At 68.1% G+C, this 17,323-nt stretch carries 18 protein-coding genes and 1 pseudogene; 12 read left to right on the top strand and 7 right to left on the bottom strand.

Annotation, left to right across the window (positions count from 1 at the left end; genetic code table 11):
• Nucleotide 1: 1 nt before the first annotated feature.
• Nucleotides 2–778 (bottom strand): phosphonate metabolism transcriptional regulator PhnF, encoded by a 777-nt coding sequence (phnF, locus tag SNOV_RS12520; protein WP_013167308.1) that lies wholly within the window; start codon nt 776–778, stop codon nt 2–4.
• 105 nt (nt 779–883) lie between these two features.
• On the opposite strand from phnF, the gene phnG reads away from it, so the two are divergent.
• The 10 genes and pseudogenes from phnG (at nt 884) to SNOV_RS23475 (ending at nt 9,613) form a co-directional block, all read left to right on the top strand.
• Nucleotides 884–1,360 carry a phosphonate C-P lyase system protein PhnG gene (phnG, locus tag SNOV_RS12515; RefSeq protein WP_013167307.1) on the top strand — a complete coding sequence of 159 codons (477 nt, stop codon included), beginning with the start codon at nt 884–886 and terminating at the stop codon, nt 1,358–1,360.
• 1 nt (nt 1,361) lies between these two features.
• Complete coding sequence (gene phnH, locus SNOV_RS12510) at nt 1,362–1,958, top strand: phosphonate C-P lyase system protein PhnH (RefSeq protein ID WP_013167306.1); 597 nt, start codon at nt 1,362–1,364, stop codon at nt 1,956–1,958.
• Between the two features lie 4 nt (nt 1,959–1,962).
• Nucleotides 1,963–3,090 carry a carbon-phosphorus lyase complex subunit gene (locus SNOV_RS12505; RefSeq protein WP_013167305.1) on the top strand — a complete coding sequence of 376 codons (1,128 nt, stop codon included), beginning with the start codon at nt 1,963–1,965 and terminating at the stop codon, nt 3,088–3,090.
• Nucleotides 3,087–3,971: pseudogene (locus tag SNOV_RS12500) on the top strand (alpha-D-ribose 1-methylphosphonate 5-phosphate C-P-lyase PhnJ); the annotation flags it as partial. The gene SNOV_RS12505 and the pseudogene SNOV_RS12500, both read left to right, overlap by 4 nt.
• Before the next feature lie 203 nt (nt 3,972–4,174).
• Nucleotides 4,175–4,951: a phosphonate C-P lyase system protein PhnK gene (phnK, locus tag SNOV_RS12495; protein WP_013167303.1), complete on the top strand. Its 777-nt coding sequence runs from the start codon at nt 4,175–4,177 to the stop codon at nt 4,949–4,951.
• A 7-nt stretch (nt 4,952–4,958) separates the two neighbouring features.
• Nucleotides 4,959–5,660, top strand: coding sequence for a phosphonate C-P lyase system protein PhnL (gene phnL, locus SNOV_RS12490; RefSeq protein WP_013167302.1), 702 nt, complete (start codon nt 4,959–4,961; stop codon nt 5,658–5,660).
• A gap of 52 nt (nt 5,661–5,712) precedes the next feature.
• Nucleotides 5,713–6,852, top strand: coding sequence for an alpha-D-ribose 1-methylphosphonate 5-triphosphate diphosphatase (locus SNOV_RS12485; protein WP_013167301.1), 1,140 nt, complete (start codon nt 5,713–5,715; stop codon nt 6,850–6,852).
• Nucleotides 6,849–7,460, top strand: a complete 612-nt coding sequence (gene phnN / locus SNOV_RS12480) for a phosphonate metabolism protein/1,5-bisphosphokinase (PRPP-forming) PhnN (protein ID WP_013167300.1) — start codon at nt 6,849–6,851, stop codon at nt 7,458–7,460. The genes SNOV_RS12485 and phnN overlap by 4 nt, the downstream gene beginning before the upstream one ends.
• A 67-nt stretch (nt 7,461–7,527) precedes the next feature.
• The gene (locus SNOV_RS12475; RefSeq protein WP_013167299.1) at nt 7,528–8,496 is read left to right on the top strand and encodes a glutathione S-transferase family protein; all 969 of its coding nucleotides are present in this window, start codon (nt 7,528–7,530) and stop codon (nt 8,494–8,496) included.
• 130 nt (nt 8,497–8,626) lie between these two features.
• Nucleotides 8,627–9,613 (top strand): DUF7946 domain-containing protein, encoded by a 987-nt coding sequence (locus SNOV_RS23475; protein ID WP_013167298.1) that lies wholly within the window; start codon nt 8,627–8,629, stop codon nt 9,611–9,613.
• 7 nt (nt 9,614–9,620) lie between these two features.
• Here the strand turns inward: SNOV_RS23475 and SNOV_RS12470 are convergent, their stop codons facing one another.
• Together SNOV_RS12470 and mnmA are read right to left on the bottom strand one after the other, a co-directional pair.
• Entirely contained in the window at nt 9,621–10,304 is a 684-nt protein-coding gene (locus SNOV_RS12470; RefSeq protein WP_013167297.1) for a class I SAM-dependent methyltransferase, read from the bottom strand.
• Between the two features lie 53 nt (nt 10,305–10,357).
• Nucleotides 10,358–11,545, bottom strand: a complete 1,188-nt coding sequence (gene mnmA / locus SNOV_RS12465) for a tRNA 2-thiouridine(34) synthase MnmA (protein WP_013167296.1) — start codon at nt 11,543–11,545, stop codon at nt 10,358–10,360.
• A 281-nt stretch (nt 11,546–11,826) separates the two neighbouring features.
• Here mnmA and sciP point away from each other — a divergent pair, with 281 nt between their 5' ends.
• The gene (sciP, locus tag SNOV_RS12460) at nt 11,827–12,102 is read left to right on the top strand and encodes a CtrA inhibitor SciP (RefSeq protein ID WP_013167295.1); all 276 of its coding nucleotides are present in this window, start codon (nt 11,827–11,829) and stop codon (nt 12,100–12,102) included.
• Nucleotides 12,103–12,191: 89 nt separating this feature from the next.
• Here the strand turns inward: sciP and SNOV_RS12455 are convergent, their stop codons facing one another.
• Together SNOV_RS12455 and SNOV_RS12450 are read right to left on the bottom strand one after the other, a co-directional pair.
• Nucleotides 12,192–14,096 carry a sensor domain-containing diguanylate cyclase gene (locus SNOV_RS12455; RefSeq protein ID WP_013167294.1) on the bottom strand — a complete coding sequence of 635 codons (1,905 nt, stop codon included), beginning with the start codon at nt 14,094–14,096 and terminating at the stop codon, nt 12,192–12,194.
• A gap of 122 nt (nt 14,097–14,218) precedes the next feature.
• Complete coding sequence (locus tag SNOV_RS12450) at nt 14,219–14,761, bottom strand: GNAT family N-acetyltransferase (protein ID WP_013167293.1); 543 nt, start codon at nt 14,759–14,761, stop codon at nt 14,219–14,221.
• A 299-nt stretch (nt 14,762–15,060) separates the two neighbouring features.
• Here SNOV_RS12450 and SNOV_RS12445 point away from each other — a divergent pair, with 299 nt between their 5' ends.
• Nucleotides 15,061–15,597 carry a GNAT family N-acetyltransferase gene (locus SNOV_RS12445; RefSeq protein WP_013167292.1) on the top strand — a complete coding sequence of 179 codons (537 nt, stop codon included), beginning with the start codon at nt 15,061–15,063 and terminating at the stop codon, nt 15,595–15,597.
• Between the two features lie 4 nt (nt 15,598–15,601).
• On the opposite strand, the gene SNOV_RS12440 is transcribed toward SNOV_RS12445, so the two are convergent.
• Together SNOV_RS12440 and SNOV_RS12435 are read right to left on the bottom strand one after the other, a co-directional pair.
• Complete coding sequence (locus SNOV_RS12440) at nt 15,602–16,132, bottom strand: dihydrofolate reductase family protein (protein ID WP_013167291.1); 531 nt, start codon at nt 16,130–16,132, stop codon at nt 15,602–15,604.
• Between the two features lie 66 nt (nt 16,133–16,198).
• Nucleotides 16,199–17,197 carry an alpha/beta fold hydrolase gene (locus tag SNOV_RS12435; protein WP_013167290.1) on the bottom strand — a complete coding sequence of 333 codons (999 nt, stop codon included), beginning with the start codon at nt 17,195–17,197 and terminating at the stop codon, nt 16,199–16,201.
• Nucleotides 17,198–17,323 lie beyond the last annotated feature (126 nt).

Below are 17,323 nucleotides of genomic sequence, written 5' to 3'. Positions count from 1 at the left end.
GTCAGTTCTTCACTATCAGCTGCACGCGGTCGGAGCAGAATCGCGCCCGCGTATACTGGATCGGCCGGCGCTGCGCGTCGCCATTGATGGATTCCACCACCATGACCACGCGGCCCGCCGGCAGGCTGAGCCGGCGGCGCTCCTCCTCGTCGGCGGGGCGGGCGGTGATGCGCGTCTCCAACCGGCGGTAGTCGCCGAGGCCGAGCGTCTCCAGCGCCCGCGTCACCGAGCCGGTGGCGGCGAGGAGGAGGTCGAGGTCGCGGCAGCGCTCGGCATCGTACCAGTGCGAGGCGATGGTGATCGGCACGCCGTCCGCCTCGCGGAGCAGGTCGACCCGGAGCACATCCGCCCCCATGGGAAGATGCAGCGCCTCGGCGATCTCCGCGCTCGCCGGCTCGATGCGCGAGCCGATGAGCCGGCCGCTCGGCGCGCGGCCCTCGCGCGCGACGATCTCGGAGAAGCGGGTGCGCGGGCCGATCGGGTAGCGGATCGGCGGCTCCTTGACGAAGGTGCCGCGGCCGGGCGTCGCCTCGATCAGCCGGCGCTCGGTGAGCATGGCGAGCGCGCGGCGCAGCGTGTGGCGGTTCACGCCGAAGCGCTCGGCCAATTCCATCTCGGTCGGCAGGCGCATGCCGGGGGCGAGGCGGCCCTCGACGATGTCGGCCTCGATGCGCTCGGCGATCTGCTTCCACAGGGCGACGCCGGTGCCGCGGGCAACGTCGTCGCCGGGCTCGGCCTCGCTCCATGCCGTCACTGCGCTGTCGTCGGTATCGCTCATATTTGCGTCGTCCGGTGAAAACCGCGCTTGCCTATTTGTATAGATGATTATACAAATCCGCCGACAAGTAAACAGGCTCGACGCGCGGCGCGTTCCGGATCCCCGATGCAGGCTCTGAAGAAAAATCTGAACGACGGCAGCGACTTGCGCGCCGCCCGGCAGGCCGCGATGGCGCTGCTGGCACGGGCGGGCGCCGCCGAGCTCGACGCCATTCTGGCGCAACTGGCGCCGATTCCCGCGGCTTCCGACCTGCGCCCCACCGAGACCGGCCTCGTCATGCTGCGCGGGCGGACCGGCGGCGACGGCGCGCCGTTCAACCTCGGCGAGGCGACGGTGAGCCGGGCGGCGGTGCATCTGGAAGGCGGCGCCACCGGCTTCGCCTACCGGCTCGGCCGCGACGTCGGTGCTGCCCGAGTGGCGGCGATCATCGACGCGCTATGGCAGGACGAGGAGCGGCGCGACGCGGTCGAAGTTGCGCTGGCGCCGCTGAAGGCGCGGCTCGAGGCCGAGGCGGCCGAGGCGCGGGCCGAGACGGCGGCGACCAAGGTCGACTTCTTCACCCTCGTGCGCGGGGAGGATTGAGATGTCCGCTCAGGTACTTGCACGCGGCTTCGACGATCCGGTCGGCGAGTCGCAGGCCGCCTTCCGCGCTGCCATGTGGGCGCTGGCCCGGCCCGGCCGGGTCGAGGCGCTCGCGACCGATCTCGCCCCGCCCGCGCCGCTCTCGCCCGAGGCGGCGGCGCTGGCGCTGGCGCTGTGCGATTACGAGACGCCGCTCTGGCTTGACGCGACGCTGGCCGCAGTGCCGGAAGTGGCGGATTTCCTGCGTTTCCACACCGGCGCGGCGATTCTCGACGAGCCTGGCGAGGCGCGGTTCGCGATCCTTTCCGATCCGCTGGAGATGCCGGATTTCAGCGCCTTTCCGCAGGGCTCGCCGGAATTCCCCGACGCTTCCGCCACGTTGATCGTGCAGGTCGCCGGCTTCAGCGATGCTCGTTTCATCCTCGAAGGGCCTGGAATCAAAGGACAAACGCCCTTCGGCGCGGCGCAGCTGCCGGGGGATTTCGTCGCCCGCATGGCGGCGAACCGGGCGCTGTTCCCGCGCGGGGTCGACCTCTTGCTCGCCGGCCCCGGCGGGGTCGCCGGGCTGCCGCGTTCCGTGACGGTCAGGGAGGGCTGAGCCGATGTATGTGGCGGCCAAGGGCGGCGAGAAGGCCATCCGCAACGCGCACGCGCTTCTAGCTAAGCGTCGGCGCGGAAACGAGAATCTGCCCTCCATCGGGCTCGACCAGATCGCCGCGCAGCTCACGCTCGCGGTGGATCGCGTCATGGCGGAAGGCTCGCTCTACGACATCGAGCTCGCCAGCCTCGCGGTGAAGCAGGCGCGCGGCGACCTGATCGAGGCGATCTTCCTCATCCGCGCCTTCCGCACCACGCTGCCGCGCTTCGGCAATGCGCAACCCCTCGATACCTCTAGCATGCTGGTGCGCCGGCGGGTCTCGGCGACCTTCAAGGACCTGCCGGGCGGGCAGCTCCTCGGGCCGACCTTCGACTATACTCACAGGTTGCTGGATACCTCGCTGGGTGGTGGCGAAAATGGTGACATTTCCGGTGAGTCACCGGTGGCAAGCGGTCGCGTTTCCGGTGACATCGGTGACATCCCGGCCGCACCGGTGGCGATGCCGCGCGTGACCGACCTGCTGGGGCAGGAGGGGCTGATCGAGGCCTCCCCCGCCGACGACGGCGCCGAGCCCTTCGACATCACCCGCGCGCCGGTCGCTTATCCGGTCGACCGGGCGACCCGTCTCCAGACGCTGGCGCGGGGCGACGAGGGCTACCTGCTGGCGCTCGGCTATTCCACCCAGCGCGGCTATGCCCGCTCGCATCCCTTCGTCGGCGAGATCCGCTTCGGCGACGTCGAGGTGATCTTCGACGTGCCGGAGCTCGGCTTCGAGGTCTCGCTCGGCACGGTGCAGGTCACCGAGTGCCAGATGGTCAACCAGTTCAAGGGCTCGGCCGAGGTGCCGCCGCAGTTCACCCGCGGCTACGGCCTCGTCTTCGGCCAGTGCGAGCGCAAGGCCATGTCCATGGCGCTGGTCGAGCGGGCGCTGCGCTGGAAGGAGCTCGGCGAGGAGCAGGGCGCGCCGGCGCAGGACGAGGAGTTCGTCCTCTCCCATTGCGACAACGTGCAGGCGACCGGCTTCGTCGAGCATCTGAAGCTGCCGCACTATGTCGACTTCCAGGCCGAGCTCGACCTGGTCCGCCGCATGCGGGCCGAACATGAGGCGGAGATGAAGGAGGCCGCGGAATGAGCGCCAGCGATGTCGGCGACATGCCGGAGATCACCTACAACTTCGCCTATCTCGACGAGCAGACGAAGCGGATGATCCGCCGGGCGATCCTGAAGGCGATCGCCGTGCCCGGCTATCAGGTGCCCTTCGCCGCGCGCGAGATGCCCATGCCCTATGGCTGGGGAACGGGGGGCGTGCAGGTCACCGCCGCCGTGCTCGGCCGTGACGATGTGCTGAAGGTCATCGACCAGGGGGCGGACGACACGACGAATGCCGTGGCGATCCGCGGCTTCTTCGAGAAGACCGCGCGGGTGGCGACCACGACGTCCACCACGGAAGCGACGGTGATCCAGACCCGCCACCGCATTCCCGAGACGAAGCTCAGGGAAGACCAGATCCTGGTCTATCAGGTGCCGATCCCCGAACCCTTACGCTTCCTCGAGCCGCGCGAGACCGAGACGCGCCAGCTGCACGCGCTGGCCGAATACGGCCTGATGCATGTGAAGCTCTACGAGGACATCGCCCGGCACGGCCACATCGCCACGACCTATGCCTATCCGGTCGAGGTCGCCGGGCGCTATGTGATGGATCCCTCGCCGATCCCGAAATTCGACAACCCGAAGATGGACGACAGCCCGGCGCTGCAGCTCTTCGGCGCGGGGCGCGAGAAGCGCATCTACGCCATCCCGCCGCACACGCGGGTGCGCTCGCTCGATTTCGAGGACCACCCGTTCAAGGTGCAGCGCTTCGCCAAGCCTTGCGCGCTGTGCGGGGCTACGGGCGTCTATCTCGACGAGGTGATCCTCGACGACAAGGGCGGACGGATGTTCGTCTGCTCCGACACCGATTTCTGCAACACGCGGCAGGAAGCGGGGCATCGCGGCGAGATGGGCGTGCCGGCCGGTACCATCCAGAACCACGTCATGCCCGGACTTGATCCGGGCATCCACGCGGCTCCGTCGGCGCGCCCGGTCCAAGACGTGGATGGCCGGGTCAAGCCCGGCCATGACGGCCCTCTTGCGGGTGAGGGCCGGGAAGAAATCGCCCAGACCGGCACCGTTCGCTCCGGCAGCTACATCGGACTGGGCCGTACGGAGAGCCGATCATGAGCGAGCAGCCCCTTCTCGTCGCCGAGGGCCTTTCCAAGAATTACGGCGCCCGCATCGGCTGCCGCGACGTCTCGCTGGAGGTCTATCCCGGCGAGGTGCTGGCGGTGGTGGGCGAGTCCGGTTCCGGCAAGTCGACCCTGCTCAGCCTGCTCTCGACCGAGCTCGCGCCCATGTCGGGCCGCGTCTCCTATCGCCTGCGCGACGGCGCGCTGACCGACCTCGCCAGCCTCGGCGCGGCCGAGCGGCGGCTGCTCATGCGCACCGACTGGGGCTTCGTGCGGCAGAACCCGGCGGAGGGGCTGCGCATGGCGGTCTCGGCCGGCGGCAATGTCGGCGAGCGGCTGATGGCGGTCGGCTGGCGCCACTACGGCAATATCCGCGAGGAAGCGCTGGACTGGCTCGGTCGGGTGGAGATCGCCGGCGACCGCATCGACGACGACCCGCGCGCCTTTTCCGGCGGCATGCGCCAGCGCCTGCAAATTGCGCGAAATCTGGTGACCCGGCCACGCCTGGTCTTCATGGACGAGCCGACCGGCGGGCTCGACGTCTCCGTGCAGGCGCGCCTCCTCGACCTCATACGCGGCCTCGTGACCGATCTCGGCCTCGCCGTGATCATCGTCACCCACGACCTCGCCGTGGCGCGGCTGCTCTCGCACCGCATGGTGGTGATGCGGCAGGGCCGGGTGATCGAGACCGGCATCACCGACCAGGTGCTCGACGACCCGCGCGAGCCCTATACGCAGTTGCTGGTTTCTTCCGTGCTGGCGGTGTGAGGGCGAGATGAGCGAACCCATCCTCGAAGTCTCCGGCGTCGCCAAGACCTTCGTGCTGCATCTGCGCGGCGGAGCGCGGCTGCCGGTGGTCTCCGGCGCCGGCTTCGAATTGTTCGCCGGCGAATGCGTGGCGCTGGGCGGGCCTTCGGGCGCGGGCAAGAGCTCGCTGCTCAAGATGGTCTACGGCAATTACCGCGTCGACCAGGGCGCCATTCTCGTGCGCGATGGCGACGAGACGGTGGACGTGGCTCATGCCGCGCCGCGCCGGCTGATCCGCCTGCGCGAGACCGCCATGGGCTATGTCAGCCAGTTCCTGCGGGTGATCCCGCGCGTCTCCGCCCTCGACGTGGTGGCCGAGCCGCTCATCCATGACGGCGTCGACCGTGAGGAAGCGCTGGCGAAGGCGCGCGCGCTGCTGGCCCGTCTGAACCTGCCGGAGCGGCTGTGGAGCCTGCCGCCGGCGACCTTCTCCGGCGGCGAGCAGCAGCGGGTGAACATCGCCCGCGGCCTCATCGCCCATCGTCCGCTGCTGCTGATGGACGAGCCGACCGCCTCGCTCGACGCCGCCAACCGCGCCGTGGTGATCGGCCTGATCGAGGAGAAGAAGCGGGCCGGCGTCGCCATTCTCGGCATCTTCCACGATGCCGAGGTGCGCGAGGCGGTGTGCGACCGGATCATCGACGTGACGGAATTCGCGAAAGCGGCGTGAAGCTAGCGGCGTGACTTGAAGGAGGCGGCGCATCGGCGCCGTGTGACGTGACATGACCGAGACGGTGTTCGCCAATGCGCGCCTCGTGCTGCCCGACGAAGTGCTCCACGGCCATCTGGTGGTGCGCGGCGGGCGCATCGCCGAGATCGGCGAGGGCGCGGCGCCGCGCTCGGCGCTGGACATGGGCGGCGACTACCTGCTGCCCGGCTTCGTCGAGCTGCACACCGACCATGTCGAGGGCCATCTCTATCCGCGCCCGCGGGTGATGTGGAACGCCTTCGCCGCGGTGACCGCCTATGACGCGGCGATCGCCTCCGCCGGCATCACCACCGTGTTCGATTCCCTGCGCGTCTGGCCGGACAAGCGCGCCATCGAGATGGCCGGCGACGCGCCGCTGCTGACGGCCACCATCAGGCAGGCGAGCGAGGCCGGGCTGCTGCGCGCCGAGCACCATGTGCATCTGCGCTGCGAGGTGGCGGCGGACGGCGTGGTCGAGGATGCGGAAGCTTTGATGGAGGCGACCGATGTGCGCCTGATCTCGCTGATGGACCATACGCCCGGCCAGCGGCAATTCCTCACCGAGGAGAAATTCCGCAGCTATTACAAGAAGAAGAGCGGCCTGACGGATGCCGAGATGGACATCATCGTCACCGAGCGCATGAAGTCGCACAAGCTGCATGCCGGCGCCAACCGCGCGCGGCTGGTGGCGCTGGCGCATGCGCGCGGCATCGCGCTGGCGAGCCATGACGACGCCACCGACGAGCACGTCACTGAGGCGGTGAAGGACGGCGTCGCCATCGCCGAATTCCCCACCACCGACCGCGCGGCGGACGGCTCGCATGCCGCCGGCATCCGCGTGCTGATGGGCGCGCCGAACATCGTGCGGGGCGGCTCGCACACCGGCAATGTCGCGGCCGAGAGCCTGGCGCGGCGGGGCGTGCTCGACATCATGTCCTCCGACTATGTGCCGGGCAGCCTGCTGCTCGCCGCCTTCGCCCTGCCGGGGCTGGTCGAGGGCATCGGCTTGCCGCAGGCGGTCGCCATGGTCAGCGCCAATCCCGCCGCGGCGGCGGGGCTTGCCGATCGCGGCCGGCTGGCGGAAGGATTGAAGGCGGATATCGTTCGCGTCGCCGATGCCGGCCCGGCGCCGGTGGCGCGCGCGGTGTGGCGCGACGGGGAGCGGGTGGCGTGAGCGAAGGCAGGGGCGCGGGCACCGGCGCGGGCACCGGCGCGGACTGTCCGCCGGCCGAGGCCGGGCTGCTGGGGCCGGGCCTGCTGGTGCTGGTGGTCGGGCCTTCCGGCGCCGGCAAGGACACGCTGATCGCCTATGCCAGGGCCGCGCTGGCGGCCCGCGCCGACATCGCCTTCGCCCGTCGGCGCATCACCCGCGCGGTGGACGCCACCGAGAACCATGTCGCCCTCGACGAGGCCGAGTTCGCCCGCGACCTCGCGCTCGGCCGCTATCCGCTGCACTGGCGCGCCAACGGGCTCTCCTATGCGTTGGGGCCGGAGGTAGCGGACGACATCGCCGCCAGCCGCACCGTGGTCGCCAACGGCTCGCGCGCGGCCATCAAGGAGGCGCGGGCGCGCTTCGCGAAAGTGAAGGTGGTGCATGTGACGGCGCCGGCCGAGGTGCTGGCGGAACGCATCGCCGCGCGTGGGCGCGAGACGACGGCGGAGGTCACCGCGCGCCTCGCCCGCGAACCGGCCCTCGACGCGCCGCCGGACCTGCGCATCTACAATGTCGACGCGGTGGATGCCGCCGGCGAGCGGCTGGCGGCGTTCCTGCGCGGCCTCTGAGCCGCCTCGCTTCCCTTTCCTCCCGCGCGGGGGAGGGGTATCCCATCCGGGGGCCAAGGAGGCGCGCATGGGACTGCTGGTCGAAGGCAAGTGGGTCGACAAATGGTACGACACGGCGAGCACGGGCGGGCGCTTCGTGCGCACCGTCACCAGCTTCCGCAACTGGATCACCGCTGACGGCACGCCCGGCCCGACCGGCGAGGGCGGCTTCGAGGCCGAGGCGGGGCGCTACCACCTCTACGTCTCCTATGCCTGCCCCTGGGCGCACCGCACGCTGATCATGCGCAAGCTGAAGAAGCTGGACGGCGTGGTCTCCTTCTCCGTCGTCGATCCGTTCATGGGCGAGGAAGGCTGGGTCTTCGCCGACCACGCCGCGCGCCGCAGCGACGGCGCGACCGAGGACACCGTGCTCGGCAAGCAGCGGCTCTACGAGGTCTACCTCGCCGCCGCGCCCAACTACTCCGGCCGCGTCACCGTGCCGGTGCTGTGGGACAGGAAGCGCGGCACCGTCGTGAACAATGAATCGGCGGAGATCATCCGCATGTTCAACGCCGCCTTCGGCGCCTTCACCGACGACGACCACGACTATTATCCCGAGGAACTGCACGCGGAGATCGACGCGCTCAACGCCCGCGTCTACGACGCGGTGAACAACGGCGTCTACAAGGCCGGCTTCGCGACGAAGCAGGCGGCCTATGAGGAGGCGGTGCGGGCGCTGTTCGCCATGCTGGACGAGCTGGAAGAGCGCCTGTCCGGCCGCTCCTGGCTGATGGGCGAGACGCTCACCGAGGCCGACATCCGCCTGTTCACCACGCTGATCCGCTTCGACGCGGTCTATGTCGGCCACTTCAAGTGCAACATCCGCCGGATCGCGGATTACCCGAACCTGTCGCGCTTCCTGAAGAGCCTCTACGCCCTGCCGGGCGTGGCCGAGACGGTGAACCTCACCCACATCAAGCGGCACTATTACGAGAGCCACAAGACCATCAACCCGACCGGGATCGTGCCGGTGGGGCCGGAGCTGGGGTGGCTATAAGGCGAGCCTTACGAAAGCGTAAGGTTATGCTGATGATGCCAAGAGCTATCTAGTTTCGAAGCGTTTCTTCAACTGACTTGGGTAGCATATCATACTGCCGAATCGGTCGACACCATTCGGGCAATTCAACATGGCAGAGCAGATAACGTTTCATTTTGAAGGTGCATTTTCAGACGAACATAAGATGAATTTTTACGAGGCGGCTCGCTTTCAATATGCGTCAGCTCGACTTCTCGTGAAGCTGTCTCAATTTCGTCGAAACGGAAAATTTGCTAAAAAAATTACTAATAATAGTAATGCTGACATCCTCATAACAATACCGCATGAAGGGTCGTTTGACATCAGCGTGTTGGCGCCGCTAATCGCCCACGCTCAAGATACTTTCATGTCGACGACGTTAAGCTATCTTATGTCGTACGTCTTCGACCGCATTGTTGGAAAAAAATCGGACAGCGATGTCGTTGGCGCGTTGAACGCGACTAGCGACATCGTATCGCAAATTGGAAGCATCACCGAAAACAATTCGGAAACAATAAATAAAGCTTTAAACATAATACAAAAAGATCAAAAAATAAAAGAGAAATTGCACGCAGAGAGCAGAGATATACTTTCAGCACGAATAGCCGAACTCGAGCGGGAAAAAGAAATAGTACGGCGTGAAGGTCAGGCAACAAGAATTGATGCAGAGAGAGAAAAAAATCTCATCGAGATGTCCGCGCCTCTAGTCAGTGAAATGGCAACCGCACTGAGGAGAAGCGCTAACACGCTTCAAATAATAACCGAAACCCCCGGAACAGTTCCAAAGAATATCTTGTTCTTAAATAGAGATATGGCGTCTGAACTTGAACTATCTGTTGTTGATAAAACTATAACGTCAATACTTGGAGATATAATACAGTACAATAAAGAAAGTGGATGGGGAAAAATAAGAACCTCACTCTCGGAGGTTCCTCTTTCATTCAGCGTTCCGTCAGATACAAAGGGTCGTCTTCAGTCCCAGCTTCTTTCGGCAATGGGAAATGATCTAGTATACATTCAATCCTACGTTGTCCGAGGGCGAGCAGGAGAGCCGATACGGCTGATCATAGTGGGCATACTTCCCCCTCCGCCGAGATAATTTACCATCACCCCGCCAGCTTCACGCCCTCTACCGCCCCGGCCACCTCCGCCTCGCTGCGCTTGCGGAAGCGGACCATGGTGTACATGCCGAGGCCGACATCCTTGGGGACGGGGAGGTCGACGGTGCCGTTCTGCACCGCCCAGTTGCGCAGCCGCGCGAACTGGAATTCCGGGCGCCAGCCGAGCTTGCGCGCGCGCCGGGCGAACCACTTCTCGAAGGCCGCGCGCGGGCCGTCCTCGGCGCCGAGATGGTTGACCAGGATGATCTCGCCGCCGGGCTTCAGCACGCGGGCCATCTCGTCCAGCGTCTCCTCGGGCTGCGGCACCACGGTGATGACGAACTGGGCGATGACGACGTCGAAGGAGTTGTCGGCGAAGCCCATATGGGCGCCGTCCATCAGGCAGAGGCCCTCGACATGGTCGAGCTTCTCCTTCTGCACCCGCTCGCGCGCCTTCTGCAGCATGGGCTCGGAGATGTCGACGCCGACGATGCGGTTGCTGCGCTTGTAGTTGGGCAGGGCGATGCCGGTGCCGACACCGAATTCGAGGATGCGACCGCCGATGTTCTCCGCCGCCTTCATCGCCACCTTGCGGCCAGCCTCGAAGACGGCACCGAACACCATGTCGTAGACCGGCGCCCAGCGGGCATAGGCTTCCTCGACGGTGGCGCGGTCGAGATCGGTGGTCATGAAGTCGTCCCCCTAACAGCTTGGCCGAGCTTGCCCTTGCAGGCGCATCCGAATCACGCCGAACGCGCCATCATCTCCATGTCACGTGTCAGCGTGGTGAAGGACTCCCGTGTACGCCTGATGACGCCGCCGCCGAGCAGCCGCGCGCCGGCGCCGCCATCCTCGTAGAAGACGCAGGCCTGCCCGGGCGCCACGCCTTCCTCGGCGCCGGCCAGATGCACCTCGACGCCGCCGTCGCTCGCGCGGGCGAGATGGCCGGGGACGGGCGCGCGCGCCGAGCGCACCTTCACATAGAGGTCGCGGCCGGCCTCGGCCGCCGCGTCCAGCGTCTCGTCGCCGAGCCAGTTGACCTCGTCGATGCGGATCGCCGAGACGCCGAGCGCCGCGCGCGGGCCGACCAGCACGCGCCGGCGGCCGGCGTCGATGCCGACGACGTAGAGCGGCTCGGAGGCGGCGATGCCGAGGCCCTTGCGCTGGCCGATGGTGTAACGCATCACCCCGGCGTGCTGGCCCAGCACGCGGCCGTCGAGATGCACGATCTCGCCCGGCTCGGCGGCCTCGGGACGCAGCTTCTCGACGATGGCGGTATAGTGGCCGTTCGGCACGAAGCAGATGTCCTGGCTGTCCGGCTTGTCGGCGACCTTCAGCCCGAACTCCTCCGCCAGCGCCCGCACCTCGGGCTTGGTCGTCTCGCCGAGCGGGAAGCGGAGCATGTCGATCTGCTCCTGCGTGGTGGCGTAGAGGAAGTAGCTCTGGTCGCGGCTCTCGTCGAGCGGGCGGAACAGCGCCCGGCGGCCGCCCTCCAGCGCCCGGCTGGTGACGTAGTGGCCGGTGGCGAGGATGTCGGCGCCGAGGTCGCGCGCGGTCTCGAGCAGGTCGCGGAACTTGACCGTGCGGTTGCAGTCGACGCAGGGGATCGGCGTTTCCCCGGCCGCATAGGCGTCGGCGAAGCGTTCGATCACCGCGTGGCGGAAGCGGCTCTCATAGTCGAGCACGTAATGGGGGATGCCGAGTTTCTCGGCCACGGTGCGCGCGTCATAGATGTCCTGGCCGGCGCAGCAGGCGCCGGGGCGGTGGTGCATCGCCTCGCCATGGTCGTAGAGCTGCAGCGTCACGCCCACCACGTCGTAGCCCGCCTTCGCATAGAGCGCGGCGACGACGGAGGAATCCACGCCGCCCGACATCGCGACGACGACGCGCGTGTGGCTCGGGGAGCGGGATGTATCGTCGAGACGGATCATGGCTTCGGAACGGTCTGCGCAGGGTGCGTACTTATATAGGGCAGGATGGCCGTTCTATGAACCCTGCCCGTGCCGTGTCCTGGAGGCCGGTGTAACCACCCGGCGCCTCGTCGCATTGGACAAAGCTGCCGTTGCGGCACGAAGGGTAAACAAAGTCCTGCGTAAATATTAACGAAGCGTCCAACAATTCACGCTCACCGATACGTGATTCGCTTAGGAGAATATTTAAAACTCGCCAGATATGCTGCTGTCATTGGTCGTGTGTATTGAGTGAGCGTAACATGACAGAGCCCTATCGCCCGAGGGTGAAATATGTAATCGGGCCGGACGGAAGTCCGCTGACCATTGCCGATCTGCCCCCGTCAAACACCCGGCGGTGGGTTATCCGCCGCAAGGCGGAGGTCGTCGCCGCCGTCCGTGGCGGGCTCCTCAGCCTTGAGGAAGCCTGCAACCGCTATACGTTGACCACCGAAGAATTTCTTTCCTGGCAGGCCTCCATCGACCGTCATGGTCTTGCCGGCCTGCGCACCACCCGCATTCAGCAGTACCGGCAGTAAGCCGGCACGCCTCACCTTGACTGACGATCGCGGCCGGGCCCTCTGCCCGGCCCTTTTCGTTTTGCGGGGAGCTTGAGCGGGCCGGCCCGTCACTGGAGCGAGGCGGCATTCTCCTCGCCGAACAGGACATGGCGGGCGCGGCCACCATCCTTGGCGCGATAGAGCGCGACGTCGGCCTTGCGCATCAGCGCCTGCGTGTCGTCGTCGGGGCCGAGGACGGCGGTGCCGACCGAGGCGCGGACGTCGAGGTGCTTTCCGTCGATCTCGTAGGGCGCGCCGAGCGTGGCGACGAGCCGGGCGCCGAGCGCCCGTGCGCCCTCCGGCTGTGCGGCGCCGGCCTGGATCACGGCGAATTCGTCGCCGCCGAGCCGGGCGGCGAGGTCGCCCTCGCGCAGGCAGCCGCGCAGCCGCTCGGCCGCGGCGATGAGCAGGGCGTCGCCGACCGGGTGGCCGAACTCGTCATTGACCCGCTTGAAGCGGTCGAGGTCGATCAGCAGCAGCGCCCCCGGCAGTCCGACCCTCGCGCGGGCGATCGCCTCCTGCAGGCGCTGGGAGAACAGCGTGCGGTTGGCGAGGCCGGTGAGCGGGTCGTGATGGGCGAGATGGAAGATGCGCGCCTCGGCGCGGTGGCGCTCGGTGGCGTCCTCCAGCGTCGCCAGCCAGCCGTCGTCGGGGGTGGAATCGAGCTCGACGACGAAGATCCGTCCGTCCGCCAGATGCCAGATGAGCGAGGCGGGGCGCGCCTCTGGAAGCTGGGCGATGGCGCGGCGCAGATAGCGCAGATCGGCCGGCGTCACCCGGCGCGCCGCCACCGCCATGCGGGCGAACTGCGCGAGGCTCAGCCCGCTCAGGGGCTGCCCGGCCGGCAGCGACAGCATCTCGCGCAGGCGCGGATTGACCACGGCGACGCGGCCTTGGCGGTCGAGCATGCACACGCCCTGGTTCAGGTGCTCCATGGCGGTCGCGAAGCGCATGTCCTGCACCCGGCGCTCGCGCTCGGCATTGGCGAGGCGGCCCTGGCTGCGGATCTGCCGCACGCCGAGCAGCACGATGCCGGCGAGGCCGAGCTCGACCAGGCCGGCGCCGGCGGCGATCACCAGCGCCTCCTGGTGCCAGCCGCGCAGCACGTCGTGGGCGGCGCGGCTGACCCGCACCTCGACCGGATAGCTCTGCAGCTTGTGCACGGCGGTGAAGTCGTGCGGGGTGATGCCGAGATCCTCCATCTCGCCCGCGGGCACGGCGGGCGCCTTCTGCGAGGCGGCGAGCGGATTGGCGGCGCCGTCCGCGGGGCGGCCGGCGAGCGCGGGATAGCGGGCGAGCACGTCGCCGTCGCCATGCACCAGCGAGATGACGTCGCCCGAGGTGGCGGCGACCGTGCCGTAGAGCGACTCGAAATAGCGCAGCCGCACCGCGCCGAGCACCGCGCCGAGGAAGGCGCCGTCCTGGCCGGTGACCCGCTGGGCGATGTGGACGGTCCACACCGTGCCGTCCGGATCGGTCAGCGGCGCGGAGATGTAGCGCGTGTTCGGCGGCCCGTCGCGCAGCACGGTGAAGAATTCGCGGTTCGACAGGCTGCCGTCCGGCATGGGCAGGGGATGCGATTGGCCGACGACGTGGCCCTGGTCGTCGATCAGCGCGAGAAGGTCGACATGGGCGAGGCCGTTGATGCGCTGGCGCAGCGAGTCGTGGATGTCGGCGTCGTCCTTCTGGCCGCGGAACTCCTCCTGGGTGTCGATCTCCTGGTTGCGCATCTCCTGCTGCAGGCCGTTCTGCGCCGCCTCCAGCGACTGGAAGGCGCGCTCGGCCTGTTCGGCAAGCACGAGCGCCATGCGCTTGAGTTCCTGCTCGTCGCGATGGATCGCGGCGTGGCGGAACTCGATGAGCACGACGCCGACGCCGATCGCCAGCAGGCAGCCGACGACGAGGCCGAAGACTGCGAGCTGCCGGCCGAAACGGCCCGGCATTGCCCCGGTCGATGGATGGTCTTCGGCCATGATGCCTGCACGCTCCCCGCGCGTGGTCCGCACCCACGCGCTGGCATGAAATTAACCTATTGCGGGCGCGGAAACATCTGCCCGCGCATGTATCGACTCGGAATGGTTAAAGCGGGCGCCGCTCAGGCGGCCGCAGGCGCGAGGCGCTTGAAGTAGATCAGCGTGCCGGTGAGGCCGCCATGGGGCTTCAGCGCGAAGTCGGGGATCTCGCCGACGCGGACATAGCCGAGCTTCTCGTAGAAGCCGGAGGCGCCTTCATCCGCGGCGGTGTCGAGCACGATCAGCGTGCGCCCGCGCAGGGCGGCGATCCGCTCGGCCTCGCGCAGCAGCGCACGGGCGACGCCGCGACCGCGGTAGGCGGGCAGGGTCATCATCTTGGCGATCTCGGCCCGGTGCGGCTGGTTGGGCGGCAGGTCGACGAGCAGCGTGACGGTGCCGATCAGCGCCTCGCCGGCATAGGCGCCGAGCACCACGCGCCCGCCGCGCGCAGCGGCTTCGAGCGAGCCGCGCCAGAAGGTGGCGGCCTCCTCGCGAGGCAGCGGGTGCATGAAGCTGACCGAGCCGCCGGCGGCGACCGTCTCGACGAGGAGGGCGGCGAGCGCGTCGATGGTCTCGGGGGAAGCGGCGAGGGGGCGCAGGGCGATGGCGTCGATATCGGCGGACATGAAGATCACGGAGGAGGACGGGACGGCTTCATCCTATGCCGCATTGCGCGCGGCTGTGAACGCGGCATCTATCCGGTCGAGACGACGTCCGCTCTCGACCTCGCCGCCGCGCCGTGCTATCGGGCGCCCCACTTTCGAGGAAGCTCCCGATGATCCGGATGCCGGCCCAGCGACGACGAGACGAGCGAGCCCGCCGCGCCAGCGCGCGTGCGTGCCTGTCCGTTTCTGCCCGCCGGCGGCCGTGAGGCGCGGACGCCCGGCGCGGCGGCGTGCCGAGTATTGAGCGTCCGAGAGCCATCATGACCGAGCTTTCCATCACCCTTCTGCCCGAGAATCCCGACGACGACGCCGCGATCGAGCGGCTGGTCGCGCGCACCTTCGGGCCTGGCCGCTTCGCCCGCACCGCCTATCGGCTGCGCGAGAACAACCCGCACCGGCGGGACCTCTCCTTCACCGCCTATATCGGCACCATGCTGGTGGGGTCGGTGCGGCTCACCCCGATCCTCGTCGGCGAGGTGCCCGGCCTGCTGCTCGGCCCGCTCACCGTCGAGCCGCCCTTCCGCTCGCACGGCATCGGCCGGCGGCTGGTGGACCGGGCGCTCGATGCCGCGCGCGCGGACGCCGGGCGGGCCGGCGCGGCGCGTCTGGTCCTGCTGGTCGGCGACGAGCCCTATTACGGCCGCATGGGCTTCCAACGCGTGCCGGGCGGCCATGTGAGCCTTCCCGGCCCAGTGGACCCGCAGCGGGTGCTGGCCTTCCTCATGGACGGCCTGGCGCTGGACGAAGTGCGCGGCGCCGTGCGCAAGGACTTCTCCCACCACGCGCCGGCGGCGTGAGGCGTCAGCCGAGCGCGTAGCGCAGCCGCACCATGCCGTTGGCGAAGCTCTCGGTGGCTTCGAGCGCGAGGCCGCGCGCCGGGGTCTCGCCCGGCGGGAACAGCAGCACGCCGCCGCCCAGCAGCACGGGAATGACGAACAGGTCGAGCCGGCGGAGGGCGCCGGCGGCGATGAAGGCCGATTGCAGCCCGCCGCCGCCGATGACCCAGACGTCGTCGTCCTCATCGGCCTGCTCGCGCAGATGATCGACCAGCGCCGGCACGCCCTCGCGCCAGGCTTCGACGCCGGCGGGGGCGCCGGCGAGCGGGCGCGAGGTAACGACGATGCCGCGCTTGCCGGCATAGGGCCAGCCGGTCTCGAAGCCGGCGACGACGTCATAGGTCGTGCGGCCCATCACCACCGTGCCGATCTCGGCGATGAAGCCGGCATAGCCATAATCGACGTCGTCGAAAGGCGTCAGCCAGCCGATGCCGCCGTCGCGGTCGGCGATGTAGCCGTCGAGGCTGGCGGCGATGAAGCCGCGGATCATGCCCATGGAGCCGCTCCCGTCCCAGATTCGAGAAGCCGAGCATGACCGGCCGCGGGTCCCACCGCCAGAGGCCTATAGGGCTTCCATCAGCGCCTTGTGGAATTCCTCCGGCGCCTCGATCTGCGGCGAGTGGCCGAGCTTCCCGAACTCGATCAGCCGGGCGCCGGGGATCGCCTTCGCCGTCTGCTTGCCGAGCTCGGCATAGTCGCCCAGCGTCTTCGCCACCTCCGGCGCGGCGCGATTGGCGCCGGGCGCGGTCCTGTCGAGGGCGCCGACCATGAGCAGCGTCGGCACGCGGATGGCGCCGAACTCGTAGAGCACCGGCTGGGTGTAGATCATGTCGGAGGTCTGCGCCTGGTTGCGGGCGACGATCTCCTTGCCCGGCCCGCCATAGAGGCCGGCGGCCATGGCGACCCAGCGGTCATATTCCGGCTTCCACTGGCCGTTGTAGTAGAACTTCAGCTGATAGGCCTTGATGGAATCGGCGCTGGTCTTGAGCTCCTGCTGGTGGAGCTGGTCGATCGTGGCGTAGGGCACGCCCTTGGCCTTCCAGTCCTCCAGCCCGAGCGGGTCGACCATCACCAGCTTCTCGGTCGCGTCGGGGAAGCTGAGCGCGTAGCGCGCCGCCAGCATGCCGCCCATGGAATGGCCGATGACGGTCGCCTTGCCGATGTCGAGCGAGGCGAGCAGCCTGTTAGTGTTGTCGGCGAGCTGGTGGAAGCTGAACTGGTAGGCTTCCGGTTTGGTCGAGGCGCAGAAGCCGATCTGGTCCGGCACCACGACGCGGAAGCCGGCGGCGCTCAGCACCTTGATCGTGCCTTCCCAGGTGGCGCCGCAAAAATTCTTGCCGTGCAGCAGCACTGCGGTGCGCCCGTTCGCCGTGCCGCCCGGGGCGATGTCCATATAGGCCATCGACATCGGCTTGCCCTGCGAGGTGAAGTCGAAGCGTTTCAGCGGATAGGGATAGTCGAAGCCTTCGAGCTGCGGGCCGTAGGTCTGTGGTGTGTCGGCGATGGCGAAGGTGCTGAAGCAGAGAAGGGCGGCGGACAAGCACAGACGGACGGATTTCACCGGCTCGGGTCTCCTGTTTCGGATGGCGGGGGACGCGCGCCAACGTCGCGTCGCCGCGAATGCCGGAAGAAACTAGGGCAGGCGGGAAATAGCCGAGGTCACAAGGACGGGAGAGTGCCCCCGACC

The organism is Ancylobacter novellus DSM 506, assembly GCF_000092925.1.
GTDB classification, from domain to species: Bacteria; Pseudomonadota; Alphaproteobacteria; order Rhizobiales; family Xanthobacteraceae; genus Ancylobacter; species Ancylobacter novellus.
The sequence above is the reverse complement of the archived record's forward strand: the minus strand, read 5'-3'. Positions and strand labels throughout refer to the sequence as shown.